Annotated in this window: 21 protein-coding genes; 11 read left to right on the forward strand and 10 right to left on the reverse strand. The window is 72.4% G+C overall.

Translation table 11 applies throughout. From position 1 onward, the window contains the following. Positions 1 to 50 precede the first annotated feature (50 nt). Positions 51 to 644, forward strand: coding sequence for a Dps family protein (locus tag HNR10_RS04805; protein ID WP_179821147.1), 594 nt, complete (start codon positions 51 to 53; stop codon positions 642 to 644). A gap of 101 nt (positions 645 to 745) precedes the next feature. Here the strand turns inward: HNR10_RS04805 and HNR10_RS04810 are convergent, their stop codons facing one another. Next, a complete protein-coding gene (locus HNR10_RS04810) occupies positions 746 to 1,696 on the reverse strand; it encodes an NADP-dependent oxidoreductase (protein ID WP_179821148.1) in 951 nt (316 codons plus the stop codon). A gap of 66 nt (positions 1,697 to 1,762) precedes the next feature. Between HNR10_RS04810 and HNR10_RS04815 the strand changes: the two genes are divergently transcribed. The 3 genes from HNR10_RS04815 to HNR10_RS04825 all read left to right on the forward strand — a co-directional run bounded on the left by HNR10_RS04815 (position 1,763) and on the right by HNR10_RS04825 (position 4,521). After that, positions 1,763 to 2,170, forward strand: a complete 408-nt coding sequence (locus HNR10_RS04815) for a winged helix-turn-helix transcriptional regulator (RefSeq protein WP_179821150.1) — start codon at positions 1,763 to 1,765, stop codon at positions 2,168 to 2,170. A 294-nt stretch (positions 2,171 to 2,464) separates the two neighbouring features. After that, the gene (locus HNR10_RS04820) at positions 2,465 to 3,298 is read left to right on the forward strand and encodes a rhamnogalacturonan acetylesterase (protein WP_179821152.1); all 834 of its coding nucleotides are present in this window, start codon (positions 2,465 to 2,467) and stop codon (positions 3,296 to 3,298) included. A gap of 44 nt (positions 3,299 to 3,342) precedes the next feature. Beyond that, positions 3,343 to 4,521: a pectinesterase family protein gene (locus HNR10_RS04825; protein ID WP_312889117.1), complete on the forward strand. Its 1,179-nt coding sequence runs from the start codon at positions 3,343 to 3,345 to the stop codon at positions 4,519 to 4,521. A gap of 71 nt (positions 4,522 to 4,592) precedes the next feature. Here HNR10_RS04825 and HNR10_RS04830 read toward each other — a convergent pair whose 3' ends face one another. Then, positions 4,593 to 5,300: a MerR family transcriptional regulator gene (locus tag HNR10_RS04830; RefSeq protein ID WP_179821154.1), complete on the reverse strand. Its 708-nt coding sequence runs from the start codon at positions 5,298 to 5,300 to the stop codon at positions 4,593 to 4,595. A 116-nt stretch (positions 5,301 to 5,416) separates the two neighbouring features. Between HNR10_RS04830 and HNR10_RS04835 the strand changes: the two genes are divergently transcribed. Together HNR10_RS04835 and HNR10_RS04840 are read left to right on the forward strand one after the other, a co-directional pair. After that, positions 5,417 to 6,589, forward strand: a complete 1,173-nt coding sequence (locus HNR10_RS04835) for an erythromycin esterase family protein (RefSeq protein WP_179821155.1) — start codon at positions 5,417 to 5,419, stop codon at positions 6,587 to 6,589. A 95-nt stretch (positions 6,590 to 6,684) separates the two neighbouring features. After that, complete coding sequence (locus HNR10_RS04840; RefSeq protein ID WP_179821157.1) at positions 6,685 to 7,119, forward strand: GlcG/HbpS family heme-binding protein; 435 nt, start codon at positions 6,685 to 6,687, stop codon at positions 7,117 to 7,119. Between the two features lie 589 nt (positions 7,120 to 7,708). Here HNR10_RS04840 and HNR10_RS04845 read toward each other — a convergent pair. From HNR10_RS04845 to HNR10_RS04875, 7 genes are all read right to left on the reverse strand, one after another. Beyond that, positions 7,709 to 8,575 (reverse strand): ABC transporter permease, encoded by an 867-nt coding sequence (locus HNR10_RS04845; RefSeq protein ID WP_179821159.1) that lies wholly within the window; start codon positions 8,573 to 8,575, stop codon positions 7,709 to 7,711. After that, positions 8,565 to 9,344 carry an ABC transporter ATP-binding protein gene (locus HNR10_RS04850; RefSeq protein ID WP_179821160.1) on the reverse strand — a complete coding sequence of 260 codons (780 nt, stop codon included), beginning with the start codon at positions 9,342 to 9,344 and terminating at the stop codon, positions 8,565 to 8,567. The genes HNR10_RS04845 and HNR10_RS04850 overlap by 11 nt, the downstream gene beginning before the upstream one ends. Continuing rightward, positions 9,341 to 10,393 (reverse strand): ABC transporter substrate-binding protein, encoded by a 1,053-nt coding sequence (locus HNR10_RS04855; RefSeq protein WP_179821162.1) that lies wholly within the window; start codon positions 10,391 to 10,393, stop codon positions 9,341 to 9,343. The genes HNR10_RS04850 and HNR10_RS04855 overlap by 4 nt, the downstream gene beginning before the upstream one ends. 159 nt (positions 10,394 to 10,552) lie before the next feature. After that, positions 10,553 to 11,548, reverse strand: coding sequence for a zinc-dependent alcohol dehydrogenase family protein (locus HNR10_RS04860; protein WP_179821164.1), 996 nt, complete (start codon positions 11,546 to 11,548; stop codon positions 10,553 to 10,555). After that, a complete protein-coding gene (locus HNR10_RS04865) occupies positions 11,548 to 12,438 on the reverse strand; it encodes a carbohydrate ABC transporter permease (RefSeq protein ID WP_376769788.1) in 891 nt (296 codons plus the stop codon). The genes HNR10_RS04860 and HNR10_RS04865 overlap by 1 nt, the downstream gene beginning before the upstream one ends. Before the next feature lie 5 nt (positions 12,439 to 12,443). Next, positions 12,444 to 13,370 carry a carbohydrate ABC transporter permease gene (locus HNR10_RS04870; protein WP_179821166.1) on the reverse strand — a complete coding sequence of 309 codons (927 nt, stop codon included), beginning with the start codon at positions 13,368 to 13,370 and terminating at the stop codon, positions 12,444 to 12,446. Positions 13,371 to 13,407: 37 nt separating this feature from the next. Beyond that, positions 13,408 to 14,766 carry an ABC transporter substrate-binding protein gene (locus HNR10_RS04875; protein WP_179821168.1) on the reverse strand — a complete coding sequence of 453 codons (1,359 nt, stop codon included), beginning with the start codon at positions 14,764 to 14,766 and terminating at the stop codon, positions 13,408 to 13,410. 176 nt (positions 14,767 to 14,942) lie between these two features. On the opposite strand from HNR10_RS04875, the gene HNR10_RS04880 reads away from it, so the two are divergent. Together HNR10_RS04880 and xylB are read left to right on the forward strand one after the other, a co-directional pair. Continuing rightward, the gene (locus HNR10_RS04880) at positions 14,943 to 15,896 is read left to right on the forward strand and encodes a sugar-binding transcriptional regulator (RefSeq protein WP_179821170.1); all 954 of its coding nucleotides are present in this window, start codon (positions 14,943 to 14,945) and stop codon (positions 15,894 to 15,896) included. 43 nt (positions 15,897 to 15,939) lie between these two features. Further along, positions 15,940 to 17,322, forward strand: coding sequence for a xylulokinase (xylB, locus tag HNR10_RS04885; protein ID WP_179821171.1), 1,383 nt, complete (start codon positions 15,940 to 15,942; stop codon positions 17,320 to 17,322). A 100-nt stretch (positions 17,323 to 17,422) separates the two neighbouring features. On the opposite strand, the gene HNR10_RS04890 is transcribed toward xylB, so the two are convergent. After that, the gene (locus HNR10_RS04890) at positions 17,423 to 18,046 is read right to left on the reverse strand and encodes a maleylpyruvate isomerase family mycothiol-dependent enzyme (protein WP_179821172.1); all 624 of its coding nucleotides are present in this window, start codon (positions 18,044 to 18,046) and stop codon (positions 17,423 to 17,425) included. Between the two features lie 99 nt (positions 18,047 to 18,145). Here HNR10_RS04890 and HNR10_RS04895 point away from each other — a divergent pair, with 99 nt between their 5' ends. The 3 genes from HNR10_RS04895 to HNR10_RS04905 all read left to right on the forward strand — a co-directional run bounded on the left by HNR10_RS04895 (position 18,146) and on the right by HNR10_RS04905 (position 22,348). After that, positions 18,146 to 18,781 (forward strand): TetR/AcrR family transcriptional regulator, encoded by a 636-nt coding sequence (locus tag HNR10_RS04895; RefSeq protein WP_312889118.1) that lies wholly within the window; start codon positions 18,146 to 18,148, stop codon positions 18,779 to 18,781. A 42-nt stretch (positions 18,782 to 18,823) separates the two neighbouring features. Further along, positions 18,824 to 19,783, forward strand: coding sequence for an aldo/keto reductase (locus tag HNR10_RS04900; RefSeq protein WP_179821176.1), 960 nt, complete (start codon positions 18,824 to 18,826; stop codon positions 19,781 to 19,783). A 69-nt stretch (positions 19,784 to 19,852) separates the two neighbouring features. Next, entirely contained in the window at positions 19,853 to 22,348 is a 2,496-nt protein-coding gene (locus tag HNR10_RS04905) for an ATP-dependent Clp protease ATP-binding subunit (protein ID WP_179821178.1), read from the forward strand. The last annotated feature ends 14 nt before the right edge of the window (positions 22,349 to 22,362 follow it).

Here is a 22,362-nt window from a genome sequence, read left to right on the forward strand (position 1 = left end):
GCACGTCGCTGTGCTCCGGACCAGGTACCGCATGCGGAAAGGGAGGCACCGTGACGAGCACGGACCGTTCGACGGAGACGCCCAGGCCACGCAGCAGCCAGCCGTGGCTGCACCAGAGGGGGAAGGAGATCCAGGAGTTCGGGTCTGTCCGCCAGCTGCCGGTCGGGTTGTCCTACAACGCGCGGATGTACTCGTGCCAGCGCCTCAACCAGGTCCTGGCCGACACGCAGATCCTGCACAGCCTGTACAAGAAGCACCACTGGCTGATGCGGGGCCAGACCTTCTACCAGCTGCACCTGCTCATGGACAAGCACGCCGACGAGCAGACCGCGCTGGTCGACAGCATCGCCGAGCGCGTCCAGACGCTGGGCGGCGTGGCCGTGGGGGATCCCAGGCACGTCGCGGAGATCACCAACGTCCCCCGGCCCCCGAACGGTGTCGAGGAGGTGCCCGCCATGCTCTCGCGCCTGCTCGAAGCGCACGAGACCATCCTGGAGGACGCCCACGACGCCGCGGCCCGCACGCAGGAGCAGGGCGACGACGGCACGAACGACCTGCTGGTGTCGGACGTGATCCGCACCGGGGAGCTCCAGGCCTGGTTCCTGGCCGAGCACCTGGTGGACACGCCGATCGTCCACTCGTGAAGCACCCTGTGAGGGGTCGGACCGGCGCGGTCCGACCCCTCAGCCGTGTCCGGGGCCGCGAAGGCGCCGGGCCCACCGAAGACGCCGGGGCCCGCCTCGGGCTAGGTCAGCGTCAGCACGAGCTTGCCGGCGACACGTCCCTCCTCGCCCTGCTCATGCGCCCGTGACGCCTCCTCCAGGGGGAAGGTGCCGCTGACCACCGGTCGCAGCCGCCCGTCCTCGACCAGGGCGGTGATCGCCTCCAGCGCGGCGTGGTCGGGCTCCACCACCACCGTGGTGCCGCGGACTCCCCGGCCCTCCTCGACCGCCGCCGCGACGATGCCGTCGACGTCGAACGGGTTGGACAGGCCGATGTAGAGCCCACCCGGGGCGAGTGTGCGCATCGAGCGCTCCAGGTAGTCGCCGCCGATCGTGTCGAGGACCACGTCGACGCCGCCCACGACGTCGGCGAAGTCCACCGCCCTGTGGTCCACGAGCTCGTGCGCGCCCAGGTCGCGCACCAGGTCGTGCTTGCCCGCACTGGCGGTGCCGATCACGCGGGCGCCCCGGGCCCGGGCGATCTGCACGGCGAAGTGGCCCACGCCGCCGCCAGCGGCGTGCACCAGTACGCGCTGACCCTCGTGGACGCCGGCCGCGTCGACCAAGGACTGCCAGGCGGTGAGCGCGGCCAGGGGGATCGCCGCGGCCTCGACGTGGTCCAGGGTCGCCGGCTTGCGGGCGAAGTGCCGGGAGGGGGCGGTGACGTAGTCGGCGTAGGCGCCGGGCCGCTGGGGGAAGTTCGGCATCCCGTAGACCTCGTCGCCCACGGCCAGGCGGGTCACGCCGGGGGCGACCGCCGTGACGACGCCGGAGACGTCCCAGCCCTGCGCGATGGGCAGCGAGTACCAGTAGCCGCTCGTCCGCTGCTTCCAGTCCGTCGGATTGACCGCCGCGGCGTGGACGCGCACCTGGATCTCGGTGGGCCGGGGTTCGGGCCGGGGGGCCTCGACGAGGCGCAGGACCTCCGGGCCGCCGAGCTCGTCCTGCTGGATGATGCGCATGTGCTCTGTCATGGGGACCAGGCTGCCGGTTAAGGTACCCGTTGTATAGAAGGCACTTTCGAGACCTATAGGTACCCCATGTATACGACCCCTGACCTGCAAGCATTCGGCGGCGCCGATGCCTATCTCCGCAGCTGCGCCTCACGGAGTGTGGTGGAGCTCATCTCCAACAAGTGGGTGTGCCTGGTGATCGGCGCGCTGGCCGCCGGGCCGATGCGGTTCGGCGCCCTGCGCCGTCGGCTGGACGGCATCACCCAGAAGATGCTCACCCGGACCCTGCGCGACCTGGAGCGCAGCGGACTCGTCGGCCGGGAGGTCTTCCCCACCACCCCGCCCCAGGTGGAGTACAGCCTGACCCCGCTCGGGGAGGACCTGGGCGTGCTGATGGGGGCGATCCGGGTCTGGGCCGAGGAGCACATGAACGAGATCACCGAGGCGCGCACGGACTACGACGCCCGGGTCCAGGAGCCCGTCCGCCCGCTCTGACCCGCCCGACCCCTCCGACAGCACGACCCCTCCGACAGCACGAATCCCCGTCTCCCCCGGTCTCGGCGTACCGACCCCTGGCCCACCACGGAGTGCAAACGGTTGTCGTCGCCGTTCGGGCGATCTCGCCCGCCGCGTGCGGCGCGGCAGCCGCGCCGCCTGATCGATCGATCCGAATCCTGCGCAAATGGGCTCGCGGGTCTTGACGTTTCCCCCTGGTTTCGGGGAGGGTCATGCAATCGGTTGCAGAGCCGTTCCCGGCTCTGGAAAGCGCTTCCCCCGAGAGAGACCCCCATGATCCGTCGCAGCTTCCTCGCCGCGTCCGCGGCCGTCCTCGGCGCCCCGCTGATCGCCACTCCCGCCTGGGCCGCCCCCGGCCGGGCACCGCGCGTCTTCGTCACCGGCGACTCCACCGCCTCCACCTACGCCGCCCACGAGGCGCCCCGGACCGGCTGGGGGCAGGCCCTGGAGCTCTTCCTCGGCCACGGCGCCACCGTCGACAACCGCGCCCTGTCCGGCGCCAGCTCCAAGAGCTTCGCCGACCTGGGCCTGCTCGACGGGGTGCTGGCCGACATCCGCCCCGGCGACCACCTCCTGGTCTCCTTCGGGCACAACGACTCCAAGTCAGCGGACCCCGACCGCTACACCGAGCCCTGGAGCACCTACCAGGAGCAGCTCACCGTCTACCTCGACGGCGCGCGCGAGCGCGGCGCCCACCCGGTCCTGGTCACCTCCGTCGAGCGGCGCCGCTTCACCGGCGACGGCGCGCCCCGCGAGTCCCACGGCGACTACCCGGCGGCCATGCGCGCCCTGGCCGACCGCGAGGACGTGCCCCTGGTCGACCTCACCGCGCTCAGCCTGGAACTGTGGGGCGAGCTGGGCCCCGAGGGCACCAAGGGCCACTTCCTGTGGCTGGACCCGGGCGCCCACGCCAACTACCCGGACGGCGTCGAGGACAACACCCACTTCCAGGCGCACGGCGCGATCGAGGTCGCGCGCCTGGTCGCCGCCGCGCTCAAACGGCAGCGCGTCCTGCCCCCGTACCTCGTCCGCCGACTGGGCGACGACCTCCCCGACTCCGCGGTGACCTGGCCCGCCGAGCGCCCGGTGCGGACCCGGGTCGCGTGACCGCGGAACCCGCCCCTGCCCCCGCTCCCCCGAAAGGACCACCCGTGCGCACCTCCCCGACCACGGCGCTGAGGCTCGCGGCCCTGCCGCTCGCCCTCGCCGGCGTCCTGGGCGCCTCCGCCATCGCGACGGCGTCCACGACCACCGCGCCCAGCACGACGGCCGCCGTCACCACGGCCACCAGCACCAGCACCACGACGAGCACGGCACGAGAGGCGACCGTGAGCACCGACGACAGCGCGCCCGTGATCACCGTCGAGGCCGACGGGTCCGGCGACTTCTCCAGCGTCCAGGAGGCGGTCGACGCCGCACACGCCGGTACCACCGTGCGCATCGGCGCCGGCGTGTACCGCGAACCCGTGGTCGTCGCCACCTCCGACCTGACCCTGGTCGGCGCGACCGGCGACCCGCGGGACGTGGTCATCACCTACGACCGCGCCTCCGGCCTGCCCAAGCCGGGCGGCGGGACGTGGGGGACCTCCGGCAGCGCCAGTGTCGTCATCTCCGGCGACGACGTGCACACCCGCGACCTGACCTTCGAGAACTCCTTCCTGCGCGAGGAGCACCCCGAGGTCACCTCCACCCAGGCGGTGGCGGTCCGCACCACCGGCGACCGCCTGGTGTTCGACAACGTCCGCTTCCTGGGGCACCAGGACACCCTCTACGCCAACTCGCCCAACACCGAGAGCACGTCCCGGCAGTACTACCGGAACTGCTACGTGGAGGGGGACGTGGACTTCGTCTTCGGCCGCGGCACGGCCGTCTTCCACGGCTGCGAGATCCGCTCCCTGGACCGCGGCAGCGACAGTGACAACGGGTACGTGACCGCGCCGAGCACGCCGCCGGAGCAGGAGTTCGGCTTCCTGTTCACGGAGTCCTGCTTCACCAGCGACGCGCCGGCGGAGTCGGTCTACCTGGGCCGCCCGTGGGTGCCCAGCTCCGCCCCCGACGCCCGGCCCCAGGCGCTGATCCGCGACTCCTGGATGGGACGGCACTTCAAGGAGCAGGGCTGGATCGAGATGTCCTCCGGACACGACTGGCGCCAGTTCCAGCTGCGCGAGTTCGACAACCACGGCCCGGGCGCGCTCACCACGCCGGACCGCCCGCAGATGAGCGCGGAGGAGGCCGCCGGCCACACCGCCGAGGCCTACCTGGCGGGGGCCGACGGCTGGAACCCGGTCCGGGAGCCCGCCCGGCCGGTGTGCACGGCCCGCGGCCGGTAGCGACCGGCAGGGACCCAGGGGCCGGCCCCCGGTACGCGGACGGAACCCGCGTGCCGGGGGCCGCGTCGTGCTCACGGCCCCGTGCCCGACCGGCCGCGCGCGAGCAGGGACAGGTAGTCGTCGAGCGGCCGACCCGCCGCGAGCATGGCGCGGCTCCGCCGGGAGATGGCGGCGCGCCACTGCCGGAGGAGGTCGTCGAGGGCGTCGGTGCCGCCGGCGGACCGCAGCCGCGCCACGAAGTCCGCGATCCCGGCCAGCCCGTAGCCGCCGCGCCGCAACTGGACGGCCGCGTGGGCGTCGCGGACCGCGTCCGGCGGGTAGAGGCGGTATCCCGTGGCCGGGTCGCGCTCGGGCCGCAGGATCCCGGCGCGCTCCCACTTGCGCAGCGACGCCGGGTGCATCCGGAGCCGGTGGGCGAGCGCTCCGATGGTCACCCCGCCCGTGTGGGGTTCCGGGTCCGCTGTGAGGGCGCCGAGCGCCTCGGTGACCTCGTCGAGGGTGCGGCGCTCCTGGAGGAGGTCGGCGTGCGCCTGGTCGATCAGCCGGAACAGGACCGCCTCGTCGTCGCGTCCCGCGGCCCGCATGACCTCCGCCGCCGTCCCGTGCCCGAATCCGGCGCGCAGGGCGAGGAAGGCGCGCAGTGCCTGCGCGTGGACGGCCGTGTAGCGGCGGTACCCACTGGCACTGCGTTCGGCCGACGGCAGGATGCCCTCGTCCTCGTAGTTGCGGACCGCCTGCGCGGAGAGCCCGTGCTCGCGGGCGAGATCGATCGGTCGCATGAACCCTTCCTTTGAGACTTTCGAGGCCGAACACCGACCCATCGGCGGAAAAGTCTCAACCGAGTGTTCAAGGATACGGTCGAAGGTGGTCGATCGCTTCGAGGTGAGGATCTGTGATGTCCCTTTCTGACTACGGCCTGCGCGCCGACCCGGGCCCGGCGGTGGGGCGGCTCCTGGACACGTGGGGGCGCACGCCCCTGGTGCTGGGCGTCGGTGAGCCGACGCACGGCGTGGAGAGGTTCCTGCTGCTGCGCAACGAGGTGTTCGCCCACCTGGTGGAGCACCGGGGGTTCCGGTCCTTCGCGCTGGAGACCGACTGTGTGACCGCCGCGGCCGTGGACGACCACGTCACCGGCCGGACGGACGAACTGGACTTCGACACCGCCTTCAGCCACGGGTTCGGCGCCTTCGCCGGGAACCGGGCCCTGGTGGCGTGGATCCGGGAGTACAACGAGGGTCGCGAGCCCGGGGAGCGGGTCAGGTTCCACGGGATCGACTCACCGCTGGAGATCACGGGTGCGGCGAGCCCCCGTGCGTCCCTGGAGGCCGCGAGCGGATACCTGCGCGACCACCTCGGCCGCGTTCCGTCCGACGCGCTCGCCGTCGTCGACGACGCCGCCTGGGAGGACCCGGCGGCGATGATGGACCCGTCGGCGTCCGTCGGCGACTCCCCCGAGGCGCACGCCCTGCGGGTGGCGGCCGACGACATGATGGGCGTGTTCGAGGCCGAGGCCCCGGGACTGCGGCGGGCCGACTCCGACGAGGGGTACGAGCGCGCGCTGCTGTTCGCCCGGACGGGGCGGGGGCTGCTGCGCTACCACGCGGCCATGGCGTCGCACGCCCCCGACCGGGTGGCGCGCATGCTCGGGCTGCGGGACGCGATGATGGCGGACCACCTGATGGCGATCGCCCGCACCGGGGCGCCGTGCCTGGTCTCCGCGCACAACACCCACCTGCAGCGCACCAGGTCGACCGTGAACTTCGGGGGGACCGACCAGCACTGGTGGAGCGCCGGGGCCGTCGTCGCGTCGCTGATCGGGCGGGACTACGCCGTCATCGGCACCGACTCCGACACGGTGGCCTCCGATGAGCCGAGCCTGCAGGCCGCGCTGGCGGACGCCGCCCCGGACCGCGCGCTGTTCCCGATCGAGCGGCTGGCCGACCTGTTCGACCTGCGCCCGGCCGCGTCCGCGGACCACCGGTACATCCCGCTCTCCGGGCTCGACGGTGTCGACGCGGTCGCCTTCGTCAAGGGGATCGGGCTGGACGAACTGCCGAAATCCTACTGACAAAGAACCACGAATCCGGAGATTGCCGGTCTTCCCGACCGGTTGTGCATGACTTACCTTCGTGTGGTGACCATCACCCGACCGAAGGGGCTTGCTTGGCAGCCATCACTCTGGATCAGGCGCGTGCTCTGATCGACGGCGCTCTGAAGTACGCGGAAGCCAACGACCTCCAACCACTCACCGTCGCCGTGCTGGACCCCGGCGGGGTCCAGGTGGCCCTGGCCCGGCAGGACGGTTCGGGACTGCTCCGACCGGACCTGGCGGTGGCCAAGGCCTGGGGCGTGCTCGGGCTCGGCATGACCACCCGGGCGATCGCCGACCGGGCGCAGCAGTCACCGGAGTTCTTCACCTCCGTCGCGGCCCTGGCCCAGGGACGCATCGTCACCGTGCCCGGCGGCGTCTTCGTCCGGGACGCCGAGGGCACCCTGCTCGGGGCGGCGGGGGCGACCGGCGACACCTCCCTCAACGACGAACTGAGCCTCGTCGCGGGGATCCGCTCGGCCGGACTGTGCCCCGAGACCGGAGGCTGAGTTCTTCTTGGGCCTCCGCTCGTTCCTCGCTTTGGCCCGTGCTCGGGGCGCCGAGTAGCCAGTGTTCTTCGGCCTCGTTCGTGCTGGCGCTCGCAAGCTCGCTTCAGCTACGCCCTCGGCCTGCAGAACACTGGCGCGCCCCGAGCCAACCCCCTCAGATTGAGGTAGGTCGAATCCTGCACGTTCACCCCCTGGGGTTGGGCCTGCGCGTCTCGTCCTGCGGGACGCCTGGGGATAGAGGTGGGCCGTCCGCGACGCCGAGGGCACCCTGCTCGGGGCGGCGGGGGCGACCGGCAACACCTCCCTCGTGCCGAAGCGATCCCGCCTGCCTCACCCACCCGGGGGTTGAAGGTACGCGGTCCCACTCACGGGGACCACAGGGGGTCTGTCCGGGCCAAAGCGAGGAACGAGCGGAGGCCCAAAGAAAGCACAGGTGTGAGGGACGCGCCGGTGCCTGCAGGAGGAGCCGAGCCGGAGCAGGAAGGACTGCGCCGTAGGCGTCCGTTGAGGGTGGTGGCGGGCGACGGTGTGGGCACGAGCGCAGGCGCGGGCGACGACGAAGGCCCCGGCGTGAAGCGCCCCGAACACTTCAGACGCCCCACCTGGCGCGGATCGAGCGGTCGGCCCAGGTGAAGAACACGTCGATGACGATGCCGATGAACAGCACGATGACGACGTAGCTCAACAGCTGCTCGGCGTCGTTGAGCTGGCGGGCCTGGCTGAGCGCCCAGCCGATGGAGTTCTGCTGGTTGATGATGACCAGCAGCTCCCCCGCCATGAGCGAGCGCCAGGCGAAGGCCCAGCCCTGTTTGAGCCCGGTGACGAACATCGGCAGCGCCGCCGGGACGATGAGCAGGGTGTAGCGCTGGACTCCGCGCAGGCCCATGGCCTGTCCCGCGCGCATGAGCTGGCGGGGCACGTAGTCGATCCCCGAGATGAGCCCGCCCGCGATGGAGGGCGCCGCGCCCAGGATGATGACGAACATGATCGCCGACTCGCTGATGCCGTACAGCAGCATCGCGAACGGGAACCACACGATCGACGGCATGGTCTGCAGGCCGGTGATCAGCGATCCGATCGCCACCCGCAGCGTCTTGACCTGCGAGACCGCCAGACCCAGGAGCACGCCGACCACCAGGGCCAGCGCGAAGCCCGCGAAGGCCCGGCGCATGGTGACGCCGACCGCCTCCCAGAACCCCGGGGAGGTGATCTCCTGGGCGATGCGGGGCAGGACCTGGTCGGGCCCGGGGAAGACGTAGACCGGCCGCCACCCACTCCACACCACGGCCTGCCAGGCCGCCAGCACGATGGCCACGGCCACCAGTTTGGGCCACGTGGCCGCCCAGAGGGCGCGAACCCTCGGCAGGAGGCCGATCCGCTGCCCCTCGCCCGGCTTCATCTCCAGGGCGTCGAGCCCCTGGATCTGGCGGTCGCGCACGGAGGACTCACCCGGCATGGCGCGACACCTCCACGCGCAGCCGGTCGGTGATCTCGGCGGCCTGGGAGGCGATCTCGGCGGAGTCGATCCGGCGGGGCCGGCGCCCGTTCACCTCGAACTCCTCGATGACGCGGCCCGGGCGGCTGGAGAGCAGGATGACCCGGTCGCCGAGCCGCACCGCCTCGCGCACGTTGTGCGTGACGAACAGGATGGTCAGGGACTTCTCCCGCCAGATCCGCTCGACCTCGTCGTGCAGGATGTCGCGGGTCATCGCGTCGAGCGCGCCGAAGGGCTCGTCCATGAGCAGGACGTCGGCGTCCTGGGCCAGGGCGCGGGCCAGGGCCACGCGCTGGCGCATGCCGCCGGAGAGCTGGTGGGGGCGCTTGTGCGCGAAGCCGCTCAGCCGGACCAGGTCCAGGAGCTCGGTCACCCGCCGCCGGCGCTCGGCCTTGGGCACCCCGTTGACCTTCATGGGCACCTCGATGTTGCCGCCGATGGTCAGCCAGGGGAAGAGCGAGGCCTCCTGGAACATCATGGCCACCCGGTGGCCGCCCACGTCCACGGTGCCGACGGTGGGCTCCTCCAGCCCGGCGACGAGGGAGAGCAGTGTGCTCTTGCCACAGCCGGAGGCCCCGACGATCGCGACGAACTCACGCGGCCGCACGGAGACGGACATGCCGTCGATGGCGGTCAGCGCGCCGGTACCGTGCCCGAACACCTTGGTGATCCGGTCGATCTCGACGGCGGCGGCGCGCGTCCGGGCCGGGCTCTCGGTCGTGACGCTCACTTGTCCTCCTGGGGTCCGGTGATCTGGTCCCGTCCGTCCTGCGCGAGCAGGTCGTTGAGCGGTTCGAGTGCGTACAGGCCGTCCAGGTCGACGGGGTCGAGCAGACCGACGGACTCGGCGTGCTCGGCTCCGGCGGCCAGGGACGGGGCGATGGGGTCGACGGTGAAATCCAGGCGTGCGAAGGCCGACTCGACGGTCGCGTCGGGCAGGCGGCTGCCGGTGACCTCGGCCAGCTGGTCGGCGGCGGCCCGCCGTGCCTGGTCGGGGTGGGCGTTCATCCGGTCGACGGTGTCCAGGTGCGCGCGCAGCAGGCGCTCGACCCGGTCGGGGTGGGTGTCGAGGTAGTCGGCGCCCACGACGAGGTTGGCGGTGACGAACGCGCCGCCGGTCTCGGGCCACAGGTCGGCCTCGTCGACCAGGAGATGGCCGTCGTGCTCGCGCAGGAGGCGGCTGAGGTGCGGTTCGGGCAGGAAGGCGCCGTCGATCTCCCCCAGGGCGAAGGCGTCGACGATCTCGGCGTTCTGCTGGGGGACGATGGACAGGTCGCCGCCGCCGGCGGTGTCGAACTCCCACCCCTGCTGGGCGGCGAAGTGCCGCAGGGCCACGTCCTGGGTGTTGCCGAGCTGGGGTGTGGACAACGTGGTGCCGACCAGGTCGTCGACGTCGTCGATGCCGGGGCGCACGACCAGGCCCGCTCCGCCGGAGGTGGAGCCGGCGACGACGCGCAGCGCGGCGCCGTCGGACTGCGCCCACCCGTTGATGGTCGGGTTGGGGCCGATGAAGGCGGCGTCGACCTCTCCGGAGAAGAGCGCGTTGACCAGGTCGGGACCGGCGTTGAAGGTCTGGACGGTGACCTGGGCGTCCTCGCCGAGCGCGTCGGCGTAGGCGCCGTCGTGGTCGGCGACCAGGGCCGGGGCGTGGGTGATGTTGGTCAGGTAGCCCACGGTGAGGTCGTCGCCGTCGTCCGGGCCGCCGAGGGCCGCGCAGCCGACGGCGGCCAGGCTCACTGCCAGGGCCGCCGCGGCGAGGACGGGCGTTCGCACACGCATGGGGGCACTCACCTCGCTGGTCGACGATTCCAGGAAAACTCTACTTAAGAAGTAGGTTTTGTGGAACCCGGACACTCCCACCCTGTGGGACCGGACCAGTGATCTGAGTCACCCCAGGTGGGGGCGGCGGAGCCGGTCCGCTCCGCCGCCCGCCACGGGCTACTTCCGGGGGTCGACCTGCAGCTTGCGGCCCCGGCCGGCGCGGAAGGCGTCGACGGCCGCGCCGTAGTCGTCCAGTGCGAAGGTGTCGGTGACCATGGCGTCGGCGTCGACCACGCCCTTGGCCATGAGGTCCACCGCCCGCCCGTAGCTGTGCAGGACCGCCATGCTCCCGACCACGGTGACCTCGTCGTTGTAGACCCGGAACGGCGAGAACGTGGCCGAGGCCTCGGCCGGGGCCACCCCGAAGACCTGGAACGTGCCGCCCCTGGCCACCCGGGTGAGCCCGTCCTCGATGGCGGCGACCACGCCCGTACAGTCCACGACGACCTCCCAGTCCGCCCGGTCGAGCGCGTCCGCGCCGGGTGCCACGGCGTCGGCCGCCAGGCGTTCGGCGACGGCCAGGCGGTCGGTGTTGGGATCGACGACGGAGACGCTGGCCGCGCCGGCCGAGCGCGCCAGCTGGGCCATGAGCAGCCCCATCGTCCCGGCGCCGTAGACGAGGTAGTGCTCCCCCACCCGTCCCGGGAGCAGGTCGAAGCCGTGCACGGCGCACGAGAGCGGTTCCACCAGGGCCCCGTGGGCGAAGGGCATCGTGTCGGGCATGCGGTAGCAGGAGGCCGCGGGCGCCACGGCGAACTCGGCCGCCGCGCCCGGCGTGGTGACGCCGATCGCGTTCCAGCTCGCGCACAGGTTGCCGCGGCCCACCGCGCACTTGGCGCACTCCCCGCAGAACAGGGACGGGTCCACCGCGACACGGTCGTCCACGGCGAGCCCGGTGACCTCGGAGCCGACGGCGACCACCGTCCCGGCGAACTCGTGTCCCGGGATGATCGGGTAGGGGGTGGGAGCGAACTCCCCGTCGAGGATGTGCAGGTCCGTGCCGCACACCCCGACCGCCGCCGGGGCGACCACCACGTCCCGGGGACCGGGCGCGGGGTCCTCCACCCGCTCGACGGAGTACTGTCCTGGTTCACTGACGACGAGTGCGCGCATTACTTGATGGCTCCTAGGGAGAGGCCGCGGACCAGCCAGCGTTGGGCGGCCCATCCGGCGATGATCACGGGCAGGGCCGCCATGGTGGAGGCGGCCGAGAGCCGGGCCCAGAACAGTCCCTCGCCGCTGATGAAGCCGACGAGGAACACGGGCACGGTGGCGGCCTGGGAGGCGGTCAGGTTGACCGCGAAGAAGAACTCGTTCCAGGCGAAGATGAAGCAGATGAGGGCGGTCGCGGCCAGGCCGGGCGCGATCATCGGCAGGATGACGCTGCGCATCTCCCGGATCCGGCCGGCGCCGTCCATCCGGGCGGCCTCCAGGACCTCCTCGGGCAGCTCGACCAGGAAGGACCGGATCATCCACACCGCGATGGGCATGTTCATGGCGGTGTAGACCAGTGTCAGGGTCCGCACGTCGTCCAGGGCGCCGAGATTGCGGGCGATGACGTACAGCGGCAGGATCATCGCCACCGGCGGCAGCAGCTTGGTGGACAGGAAGAAGAACAGCGAGTCGCGCCACTTGGGGATGCGCACGAGCGAGAGCGCGTAGGCGGCGGGCACCGCCAGCACGATGGCCAGCGCCGTGGACAGCACGGAGGCCTGCAGCGAGTTGAGCAGGTAGGGAACGAAGTCCCGGCCGAGCACGGCCGCGTACTGGTCCAGCGTCGGCTCGAACCAGAAGGTGGGCGGGTCGGTGGAGGCCTGCGACTCCTGTTTGAAGCCGGTCAGGAACATCCACAGCACGGGGAAGAAGAACAGCACGCCCACCACCCACGCCAGCAGGCCGAGGCCGAAGCCGGGCCCGATCCGGCGCCGGCGGCGCGGTCGCGGAGCGCGCGGCCGGACCGGCTCCTGTCCGTGGTCGGGGCGCCTCGCGCCCACGTCGGTCACGGTCGTCACGACTCCTCCTCGAACAAGCTGGAGACCACGCGCAGCGCGAACATGGCGATGACGAGGGTGGCGGCGACCACGACGACCCCGGCGGCCGCCGCCTCGCCCACCTCGAAGGCACGGAAGGCCTGGAGATAGATGAAGTAGGGCAGGTTGGTGGTCGCCTGCCCCGGCCCGCCCTGCGTGATCATGTAGATCGCGTCGAAGGTCTGGACGATGTAGATCGTGCCGAGCAGCAGCGCCAGCTCCAGGAAGCGGCGCAGGTGCGGGAACGTGATGCTGCGGAAGGTCTCCAGCGGCCCGGCGCCGTCCACACGTGCCGCCTCCAGCACCTCCGGCGGCTGGCTCTGCAGCCCCGCGAGCAGGATGAGCATCATGAACGGCGTCCACTGCCAGGCCAGCACCAGGATGATCGACAGCAGCGGGAAGTCGTTCACCCAGTCCACGCGCACGCCGAACGGTGAGATCACCCAGTTGAGCAGGCCGTACACCGGGTGGTACATCGAGGTCTTCCACAGCAGCGCGGCGGCCACCGGCATGACCAGGAACGGCGTGATCATCAGGGTCCGCACGACGCCGCGGCCGAGGAAGGCCCGGTCGAGCAGCAGTGCCAGGCCCAGTCCCAGGACGAGGGAGAGCAGGACGGCGCCGGCGGTGAGCAGGACGGTGTTGACGACGGCGTTGCGGAAGAGCGGGTCGCCCAGGACCGCGCCGTAGTTGGCCAGTCCGGAGAAGCCGCCGGACTCGGGCCGCAGGAGGTTGGAGTCCTGGAAGCTGTAGTAGACGGTGAACAGGAACGGGATCTGGGTCAGCGCGATGACGAAGAGCAGTCCGGGCAGGAGCGGGCCGCGCCGTCCCCAGCGCTCGCCCCGGGTGAGCTCCCGCGGGGCGGGCGCTCCCCGTGCCGTGCCCGGCGTGGTCTGAGCGGTCATGGTCGGTCCTCGCAGGTAGGTTCGGGCATCGGCGGCCTCAGTCCCGGTAGCCGCCGGACTCGGCGGTCTCCTCGGCGTACTCCTGTGACGTGGCCAGCGCCTCCTCGACGCTCTGCTGTCCGGCGATGGCCGCGGAGATCTCCTGGGAGACCCGGGTACCCAGGTCCTGGAACTCGGGGATCGCCACGTACTGGACCCCCGTCCACGGCTGCGGGTGCAGGCCGGGCTGCTCCACGTCGACGTTCTCGATCGCCTCGAAGGTGGGCCCGGCGAAGGCCGCGGCGGCCTCCTGGTACTCGGGGATGTCGTAGGTGGACACGCGCGCGCCCGGGGGGACGCGCTCCCAGCCCAGTTCCTCGCCGACCAGGCGGTGGTACTCCTTGGAGGTGGCCCAGGAGACGAACTCCCAGGCGGCCTCGGGGTCGGTGGAGGTGCTGGGGATCGACAGCGCCCACGCCCACAGCCAGCCGGCGTGGTCGGTCTCGGCCACCGGGGCGGCGACGTAGCCGATGTCGCCGACGACGCTGCTGGACTCGGGGTCCTCCAGGTTGCCGGCGGCGACCGTGGAGTCGTAGAACATCGCGGCGTCGCCCTGGGCCATCGTGGTCAGGCACTCGGTGAAGCCCGCGTTGGGCGCTCCGGCCTGGCCGTGGTCGCGCACGAGGTCGACGTAGGTCTGGACGGCCTCCTGGACCTCGGGCGAGTCGAGGTGGGCGTTCCACTCCTCGTCGTACCACTGGCCGCCGTGGGTGAGGATCACCGTGTTGAGCGGCGCGAGCAGCTCCCCCCAGCCTGGCACGCCGCGCAGGCAGATCCCCGCGGTGTCGGAGTCGTCGAGCTCGGCGGCGAACCCGGCGACCTCCTCCCAGGTCGGCTGGTCGGGCATCTCCAGGCCCGCCTCCTCGAACAGGTCCGTCCGGTACATGAGGAAGGAGGACTCCCCGTAGAAGGGCGCCCCGTACATCTGGTCGTCGTAGGACAGGGCCGAGCGGACGGTGGGGATGATGTCGTCGATGTCGTACTCGGGGTCGGCGGCGTACTCGTCCAGGCCGAGCAGCCAGCCGTTCTCCGCCCAGATGGGCACCTCGTAGGTACCGACCGTCACGACGTCGTACTGCCCGCTCTGGGTGGCGATGTCCTGGGTGACGCGGTCGCGCAGCTGGTTCTCCGGCAGGACGACGAACTCGACGGTGATGTCGTCGTGCTGGTCGTTGAACTCGCCGATCAGGGACTCGATGTCCTCCATCTGCGGGTTGGCGACCGTGGCGACGGTCACGACGCGCTCGCCGCCGCCGGAGGCCTCCCCACCCGCTCCGGCGCAGGCGGTGGCCATCAGGACGAGTCCGGTGGCGGCGGCCGTGAGGGGCAGGCCCCGCGGTGGCGTGCGTGTGGACATGTCTTCCTCCCGAGGGATACGGCGGCCGTCGCCGACCGCCGGATGCTCATATGAGCGATTAAAGGATCATTCGAGCGACGTGCGGCTCATTTAAGTTGTGAGGGGTGTCACTCGTCAAGGTCGACTGCCATAATGAGCGGAGAAGCGCTCATCTGAGCAGAACCGAGGAGGTGTGGATGGCCACCCGGCCGACGTTCCGACCGGCGGAACTCATCCGCGCGACGGCGATCGCGCGGCGGTACTACCTCGAAGGCGAGTCCAAGGTCCGCATCGCCGACGACTTCGGCATCAGCCGGTTCAAGGTGGCGCGCATCCTGGACGAGGCCCGCGACGCCGGGATCGTGCGCATCGAGATCTCCGCCCCCACCGAGATCGACGCCTCCCTCTCCCACGACCTCCGCACCGCCTACCGCCTGCACGAGGCGGTCGTGGTCGACCAGGCCGGCGACGACGAGACCGTCCGGAGGAGCATGGGCCGGATCGCCGCGGAGTACCTCACCGAGATCCTGGAGGAGGGCGACACCCTCGGCCTGGCCTGCTCGCGCACGCTCAACGAGATGACCCTGGCACTGGGCGAACTGCCGCGCTGCACGGTCGTCCAGCTCACCGGCGTCCTGCCCGGCGGGGTGGAGGAGAACTCCGTGGAACTGGTCCGCCGCGTCGCCAGCCTGGCCCGCGGCCCGGCCTTCCCCATCTACGCCCCGCTCGTGGTCTCCGACGCCGCCACCACCCGCGCGCTGCGCGCCCAGCCCCAGGTCGCCGACGCCATGCAGCGCTACGGGCACCTGTCCAAGGCCGTGGTGGCGATCGGCGCCTGGACCCCCACCCGTTCGCTGGTCCGCGACGCCCTCCCCCTTGAGGAGGGCGCACGGCTGGAGGAGCAGGGCGTGCGGGCCGAGGTGTGCGCGCGGACGGTGGACGCCCAGGGCGCTCCCACGGCCCCGGGGTTGTCCGAGCGCGTCGTGGCCATCACTCTGGAACAGTTGCGCGCGGTTCCCGAGGTCGTCGCCGTCGCCGGCGGTGCAGGAAAGGCCGAGGCGATCCGCGCCGTCCTGCGCACCGGCGTGGTCGGCTCGCTGGTCACCGACGTCGCCACCGCGCGCCTGCTACTGGAACCCGGGGGCGCCTGAGCGCCCACCGTCCACTGTTCACCCCTCACCCACCGGAGCGGAAATGGCCCTGGTCGCCGGAATCGACAGTTCGACGCAGTCCTGCAAGGTCGTGGTCTGCGACGCCGACAGCGGCGCGGTGGTGCGCGAGGCCCGCGCACCGCACCCCGACGGAACCGAGATCCACCCCGACGAGTGGTGGTCGGCGCTGACCGACGCCTCCGAGGGACTGCTCGACGGAGTGGCCGCCGTGGCCGTCGCCGGGCAGCAGCACGGCATGGTCACCGTGGACGGCGACGGCGAGGTCGTCCGTCCCGCCCTGCTGTGGAACGACTCCCGTTCGGCCGCGGCCGCCGACGACCTGGTCACCGAGCTCGGCGGACCCAAGGCCTGGGCCGACGTCATCGGAAGCGTGCCCGTGGCGAGCTTCACGGTCACCAAGCTGCGGTGGCTGGCCGAGCACGAGCCCGAGGCCGCCGCGCGGGTGGCCGGGGTGATGCTCCCCCACGACTGGCTGACCTGGCGCCTGGGCGGCCGGGGCGAGGCGACCACCGACCGAGGCGACGCCTCGGGCACCGGCTACTGGTCGCCGCCGGAGGGCGCCTACCGCACCGACCTACTGGTGCGCGCCTTCGGGCGCGAGATCGACGTGCCGCGCGTGGCCGGGCCCGCCGAGGTGGTCGGCCGCACCCCGTCCGGGGCGCTGATCGCGCCGGGCACGGGCGACAACATGGGCGCGGCCCTGGGCCTGGGGCTGCGGGCGGGTGACGCGGCCCTGTCGCTGGGCACCAGCGGCACGGTGTTCGCGGTCAACGACCAGGCCACCCGGGACCACAGCGGCACGGTGGCCGGCTTCGCCGACGCCACCGGCCGGTTCCTGCCGCTGGCCTGCACGCTCAACGCCGCGCGGGTACTGACCGCCACCGCCGCGATGCTCGGTGTCGACCTGGCCGAGCTCGACACGCTGGCCATGGCCGCCGAGCCGGGTGCCGAGGGCGTCGTGCTGCTGCCCTACCTGGACGGCGAGCGCACGCCGGTGCTCCCCGACGCCGCCGGTTCGCTGCACGGGCTGCGCCGCTCGAACATGCGGCCGGAGAACATCGCCCGGGCGGCCGTGGAGGGCATGCTGTGCGGCCTGGCCGACGGGATGACCGCGCTGACCGACACCGGTGTCCCGGTGCGGCGCGTCCTCCTGCTCGGCGGGGGCGCGCGTTCGGCGGCGGTGCGGGCCATCGCGCCGACGATCCTGGACGCGCCGGTCGTGGCGCCGCCCGCCGCCGAGTACGTCGCGATCGGCGCGGCCCGCCAGGCGGCCTGGGCGCTGGCGGGCTCCGAGGAGCCGCCGGTCTGGGACACCGCCGAGGCCGGACCGGCCGCGGAGCCCGCGGTGGTGCCCGAGGTCCGCGAGCGCTACGCGAGCGTCCGCCGGGCCGCCCACGGCGTCTAGCGACCGCTCGGCGGTTCCTCCGTCGACGCCGCGCGAGGGGGCCGGGCGGTGGCCCGGCTCCCTCGCGGCCGGCGGGCGTGGCCGGTCCGGCGGGCCGGGGTCAGTCCCGGGAGCGGAACGTGTCGGCGCCCGGGCCGTGCAGGCCGTCGAGGGCCGTCCGGCGGCCCGAGAGCGCCAGGAGGAGGTCCAGCGTGCTGCCGGTGACGACCGGTCCGTCGCCGATGTCCACGCCGCTGTCGGAGGCGTCGAGTCGCAGCCCGGCCGCCCGCTCCTTCCCGCCGCCGTAGGCGACCGGCGTGCGGACCTGGACCCGGAGGGCGCGGACGACCGCCTCGGTCGGGTAGGCGCGGGTGATGCCGAGCGGGCGGCGGACGTCCTCCCCGTGGACGACCTCCTCCACGAGCCGGGTGTCGAGGGGCGCCGGCGGGGTCGTCGTCCGTGACGCGACCTCCCGCAGCCGCGCCAGCGTGTCCGCCGGGCCGTCGCCCCGCTCACGGGCGATGCCGCGCTCGTTGAGCCGGTGGAAGTCCATCCGTGCCCGCAGCAGGTCGGCGAGGAAGCCGAGGCGTGTCGCGCGTGCCGAATCGACCAGGTGCGCCGCCACGTCGTGGACGGTCCAGCCCTCGCACAGCGACGGCTCCGCCCATCGTCGCGGCGGAAGGCCGGCCAGGTCCGCGATGAGGGCCCGACGTTCCGCGTGCACGAGCTTCCACACGTCGTTCACTGTGCCACCTGATCCTGGGAGCCGGGCAGTTTCCAGACTGAGGAGTCTGACTTCTCAGACATTAGACTGGCGAGTATGGTTTCCGCAAGGAGGTCGTCCGTGCGCCCAAGCTCCGTCCACAAGCGCGAGGCCGCTCTGGAGGCGGCCGAGCGGCAGTTCCTCGCGACCGGATACGAGTCGGTCACCATGGACTCGATCGCGACCGGGTCCGGCGTCGCGAAACAGACGCTGTACAGCCATTTCGGCAGCAAACGCGCGCTGTTCCTCGAACTGGTCGCCTCGAAGACCGCTGCGGCGAGCGACCAGGTGCTCGCCGAGCCCCCGCCCATCGACCGCCGCACCGATCCGCGCGCCGTCCTGCGCGAGGTGCTCGTCTCCCAGCTCGGGACGGTGCTCACCCCCGCGCTCATCGGCCTTCGCAGGCTCGTGATCGGCGAGGCGACCCGGTCCCCGGAACTCGCGGCCGCGCTGTACGAGCACGGCCCCCGCACGGCGGTCACCGCGCTCGCGGCGATCCTGCGCCGGTGCTCGGACCTCGCACTCCTGCGCGTGGCCGACGCCGAGCGGGCCGCGACCCACCTGAACTGGCTCGTCATGGGCGAGCCCGTCAACCGCGCCATGCTGCTGGGCGACGACGCGGCGTACATGGACGACGCGGAGATCGGCCGACACGTCGACGACGCACTCGACACCTTCCTCCCCAGCGTGACCCCTCCGGGCGACCCCCTGTCCTAGCGTGAGGGGGGAACCCGATCCCCGACTCCGAGAACGGTGAGCATGACCGAGAGCACCGCACGCCGGCTGGGCCGCTCCGACCTCCTCGTGTCGCCCCTGTGCCTGGGCGGCAACGTGTTCGGCTGGACCGCCGACGAGGACACCTCCTTCCGCGTCCTGGACGCCTACCGCGACGCGGGCGGCACCTTCGTCGACACCGCCGACTCCTACTCCGCCTGGGCCGAGGGCCACACCGGCGGCGAGTCCGAGACGGTCATCGGCGCGTGGCTGGCCTCCCGGGGCCGCCCCGACGACCTGGTGGTCGCCACCAAGGTCAGTCAGCACCCCGAGTTCCCCGGCCTGTCCGCCGACAACGTCCGGGCCGCCGCGCACGCCTCGCTCAAGCGCCTGGGTGTGGACGCCATCGACCTCTACTACGCGCACTTCGACGACCCGCGGACCCCGGTCGCGGAGAGCGCCGGGGCCTTCTCCGCCCTGGTCGACGAGGGCAAGGTGCGCGCCATCGGCCTGTCCAACCACAGCCCCGAGCGCATCACCGAGTGGCTGGACGTGTGCCGGGACCGCGGCCTGCACGCCCCGGTGTGCGTCCAGCCGCAGTACAACCTGATGGAGCGGGCGATCGAGGCCGACCTGGTCCCGCTGGCCCGGGAGCGGGGCCTGGCCCTGCTGCCCTACTTCGGGCTGGCCCGGGGATTCCTCACCGGCAAGTACCGGCCGGGCGGCGGCGACGTGGACAGCCCGCGCGCCGGCAGGGCCCGCGCCTATCTGGAGCGGCCGGAGGGTCCGCGCGTGCTGGCCGCGCTCGACGCGATCGCCGCGGAGCGGGACGCCGCTCCGGCGACGATCGCACTGGCGTGGCTCGTGGACCGGCCCGGAGTCGCCTCGGTGCTGGCCAGCGCCCGCGACCTGGACCAGTGGTCCGCACTGCTTCCGGTCGGCGAACTGCGGCTCACCGACCAGGAGAAGGCCCGGCTGGACGAGGCGTCCCACGCCGGGGCGTGATGGCGACCCCCACCAAGTCATCACGTAGGGTAATTAAAGAACTACCGTACGCACGGGGGACGAGAACCGATGACACACGACTTTCCCGACGGCCACGGCAACGAACCTGGCTCGTTCGACGAGTTCCTCGCCCGGTTCCTGGGCGCGCGCGGTCCGGTCCGCCGGGTGGACCTGTCCAAGCTGATGAGCGCCGACGCCCGGCAGGTGGCCGACAGCGGCGTGCGCCGGGCCCTGGAGGCCGGCGGCGCCGACGTCGACACCATCCACCTGATGTGGTCGCTGCTGCGCTATGAGCCCACGCGCGACCTGGTCCAGCGCACCGGCGCCGACCTCTCCACCCTGGGCGACGTCATCGACCACGCGGTCGCCCAGGCGCCGCGGTCGGTGATGCCCGGCACCGCCCGGCTCACCCCCTCGGCCAAGCGCGCCCTGCTGGACGCCCTGCAGATCGCGCGCGCGACCGGCAGCTCCAGCATCACGCCCGAGCACCTGCTCTTCGCCCTGGCGGTCAACCCCTCCGGGGCGGTGGGCCAGCTCCTGCGCGACTCCGGTGTCACGCCCGAGTCGCTCCAGCAGTCGGCCGGGGCCGTTCCCGCCCCCGAGCAGTCGGAGGGAGAGCCCTCGGACACGCCCACCCTGGACGAGTTCGCCACCGACATGACCGCCCTGGCCCGCGAGGGCCGGCTGGACCCCGTGGTCGGCCGCGACGACGAGGTCGAGCAGTGCATCGAGGTGCTGGCCCGGCGCCGCAAGAACAACCCGGTGCTCATCGGCGACCCCGGCGTGGGCAAGACCGCCATCGTGGAGGGCATCGCCCAGCGCATCTTCGACGACGACGTGCCCGAGACCCTGCGCGGGCGCCGCCTGGTCCAGCTGGACCTGGCCGGGGTGGTGGCCGGAACCCGCTACCGGGGCGACTTCGAGGAGCGCCTGACCAAGATCGTCGACGAGATCCGCGACCAGGCCGACCACCTGCTCGTGTTCATCGACGAGATCCACACGATCGTGGGCGCCGGTGCCGCCGAGGGGTCGGTGAACGCCGGGAACATGCTCAAGCCCGCGCTCGCCCGCGGCGAACTGCACATCATCGGTGCGACCACCGTGGACGAGTACCGCAAGAACCTGGAGAAGGACGCGGCCCTGGAGCGGCGCTTCCAACCCATCCTGGTGCCCGAGCCCTCGGTCGCGGACACCATCGAGATCCTGCGCGGCCTGAGCGACCGCTACGAGGCCCACCACCAGGTGCGGTTCAGCGACGAGAGCCTGGTCGCCGCGGCCGAACTGTCCGACCGCTACATCACCGACCGCTTCCTGCCGGACAAGGCCATCGACCTCATCGACCAGGCGGGTGCCCGGGTCCGGCTGCGCCTGCGCACCTCCAGCTCGGCCCTGCGCGAGCTGGAGGGCCGGTTGAAAACCCTGGAGGAGCAGAAGGAGAAGGCCGTCCAGGAGGAGGACTACGAGCGCGCCTCGTCCCTGCGCGACGAGATCGCGCAGGCCAAGGGCTCGGTGCACCAGGCGCGCGGAACCGGGTCCTCGGTCCCCGAGGTGGGCGGCGACGACGTCGCCGACGTGGTCGCGCGCAGCACCGGCATCCCCGTCGCCCAGCTCACCCAGGAGGAGCGCGAACGCCTGGTCAACCTGGAGGCCAACCTGCACGAGCGCGTCATCGGCCAGAACGAGGCGGTCACCGCCGTCTCGGAGGCGATCCGCCGCTCGCGCGCCGGGCTGGGCGACCCCGGCCGCCCGGTGGGCAGCTTCCTGTTCCTGGGGCCGACCGGCGTGGGCAAGACCGAGCTGGCGCGGGCCCTGGCCGAGACCCTCTTCGGGTCCGAGGAGGCCATGGTCCGCATCGACATGAGCGAGTTCCAGGAGCGGCACACCACCAGCCGCCTGACCGGGGCCCCGCCCGGGTTCGTCGGCTACGAGGAGGCCGGACAGCTCACCGAGGCGGTGCGGCGCCACCCCTACTCCGTCCTGCTGCTGGACGAGGTCGAGAAGGCGCACCCGGACGTGTTCAACCTGCTGCTCCAGCTGCTGGACGACGGCCGGCTGACCGACGGGCAGGGGCGCACGGTCGACTTCCGCAACACGGTGGTCATCATGACCAGCAACCTGGGGTCGGAGGCGATCACCGGCGGCGGGCCGATGGGCTTCACGGCCGAGGGCCAGATGGACCCCGACACCGAGCACCGCGTGATGCGTCGCCTGCGCGAGGAGTTCCGCCCGGAGTTCCTCAACCGCATCGACGAGGTCATCGTGTTCCAGCAGCTGGGGGCGGAGGAGCTGGCCCAGATCACCCGGCTCATGCTGGAGCGGACCGAGCAGCGGCTCAAGGCCCAGGACATCACCGTGCGCTTCACCGACGAGGCGGTGGGCTGGCTGGCCGAGCGCGGCTACCAGCCCGCCTACGGCGCCCGGCCGCTGGCGCGCACGATCCAGCGCTCGGTGGGCAACCGGCTCTCGCGCATGGTGCTCGACGGCCAGGTCGTGGCGGGCGACCACGTCCTGGTCGACGTGGACACCGACGAGCAGCTGCGGATCTCCACCGTGGCGGCGTACTGAGCGGCGGGGGCGAC

Source organism: Nocardiopsis aegyptia (assembly GCF_013410755.1).
Taxonomy (GTDB): Bacteria; Actinomycetota; Actinomycetes; order Streptosporangiales; family Streptosporangiaceae; genus Nocardiopsis; species Nocardiopsis aegyptia.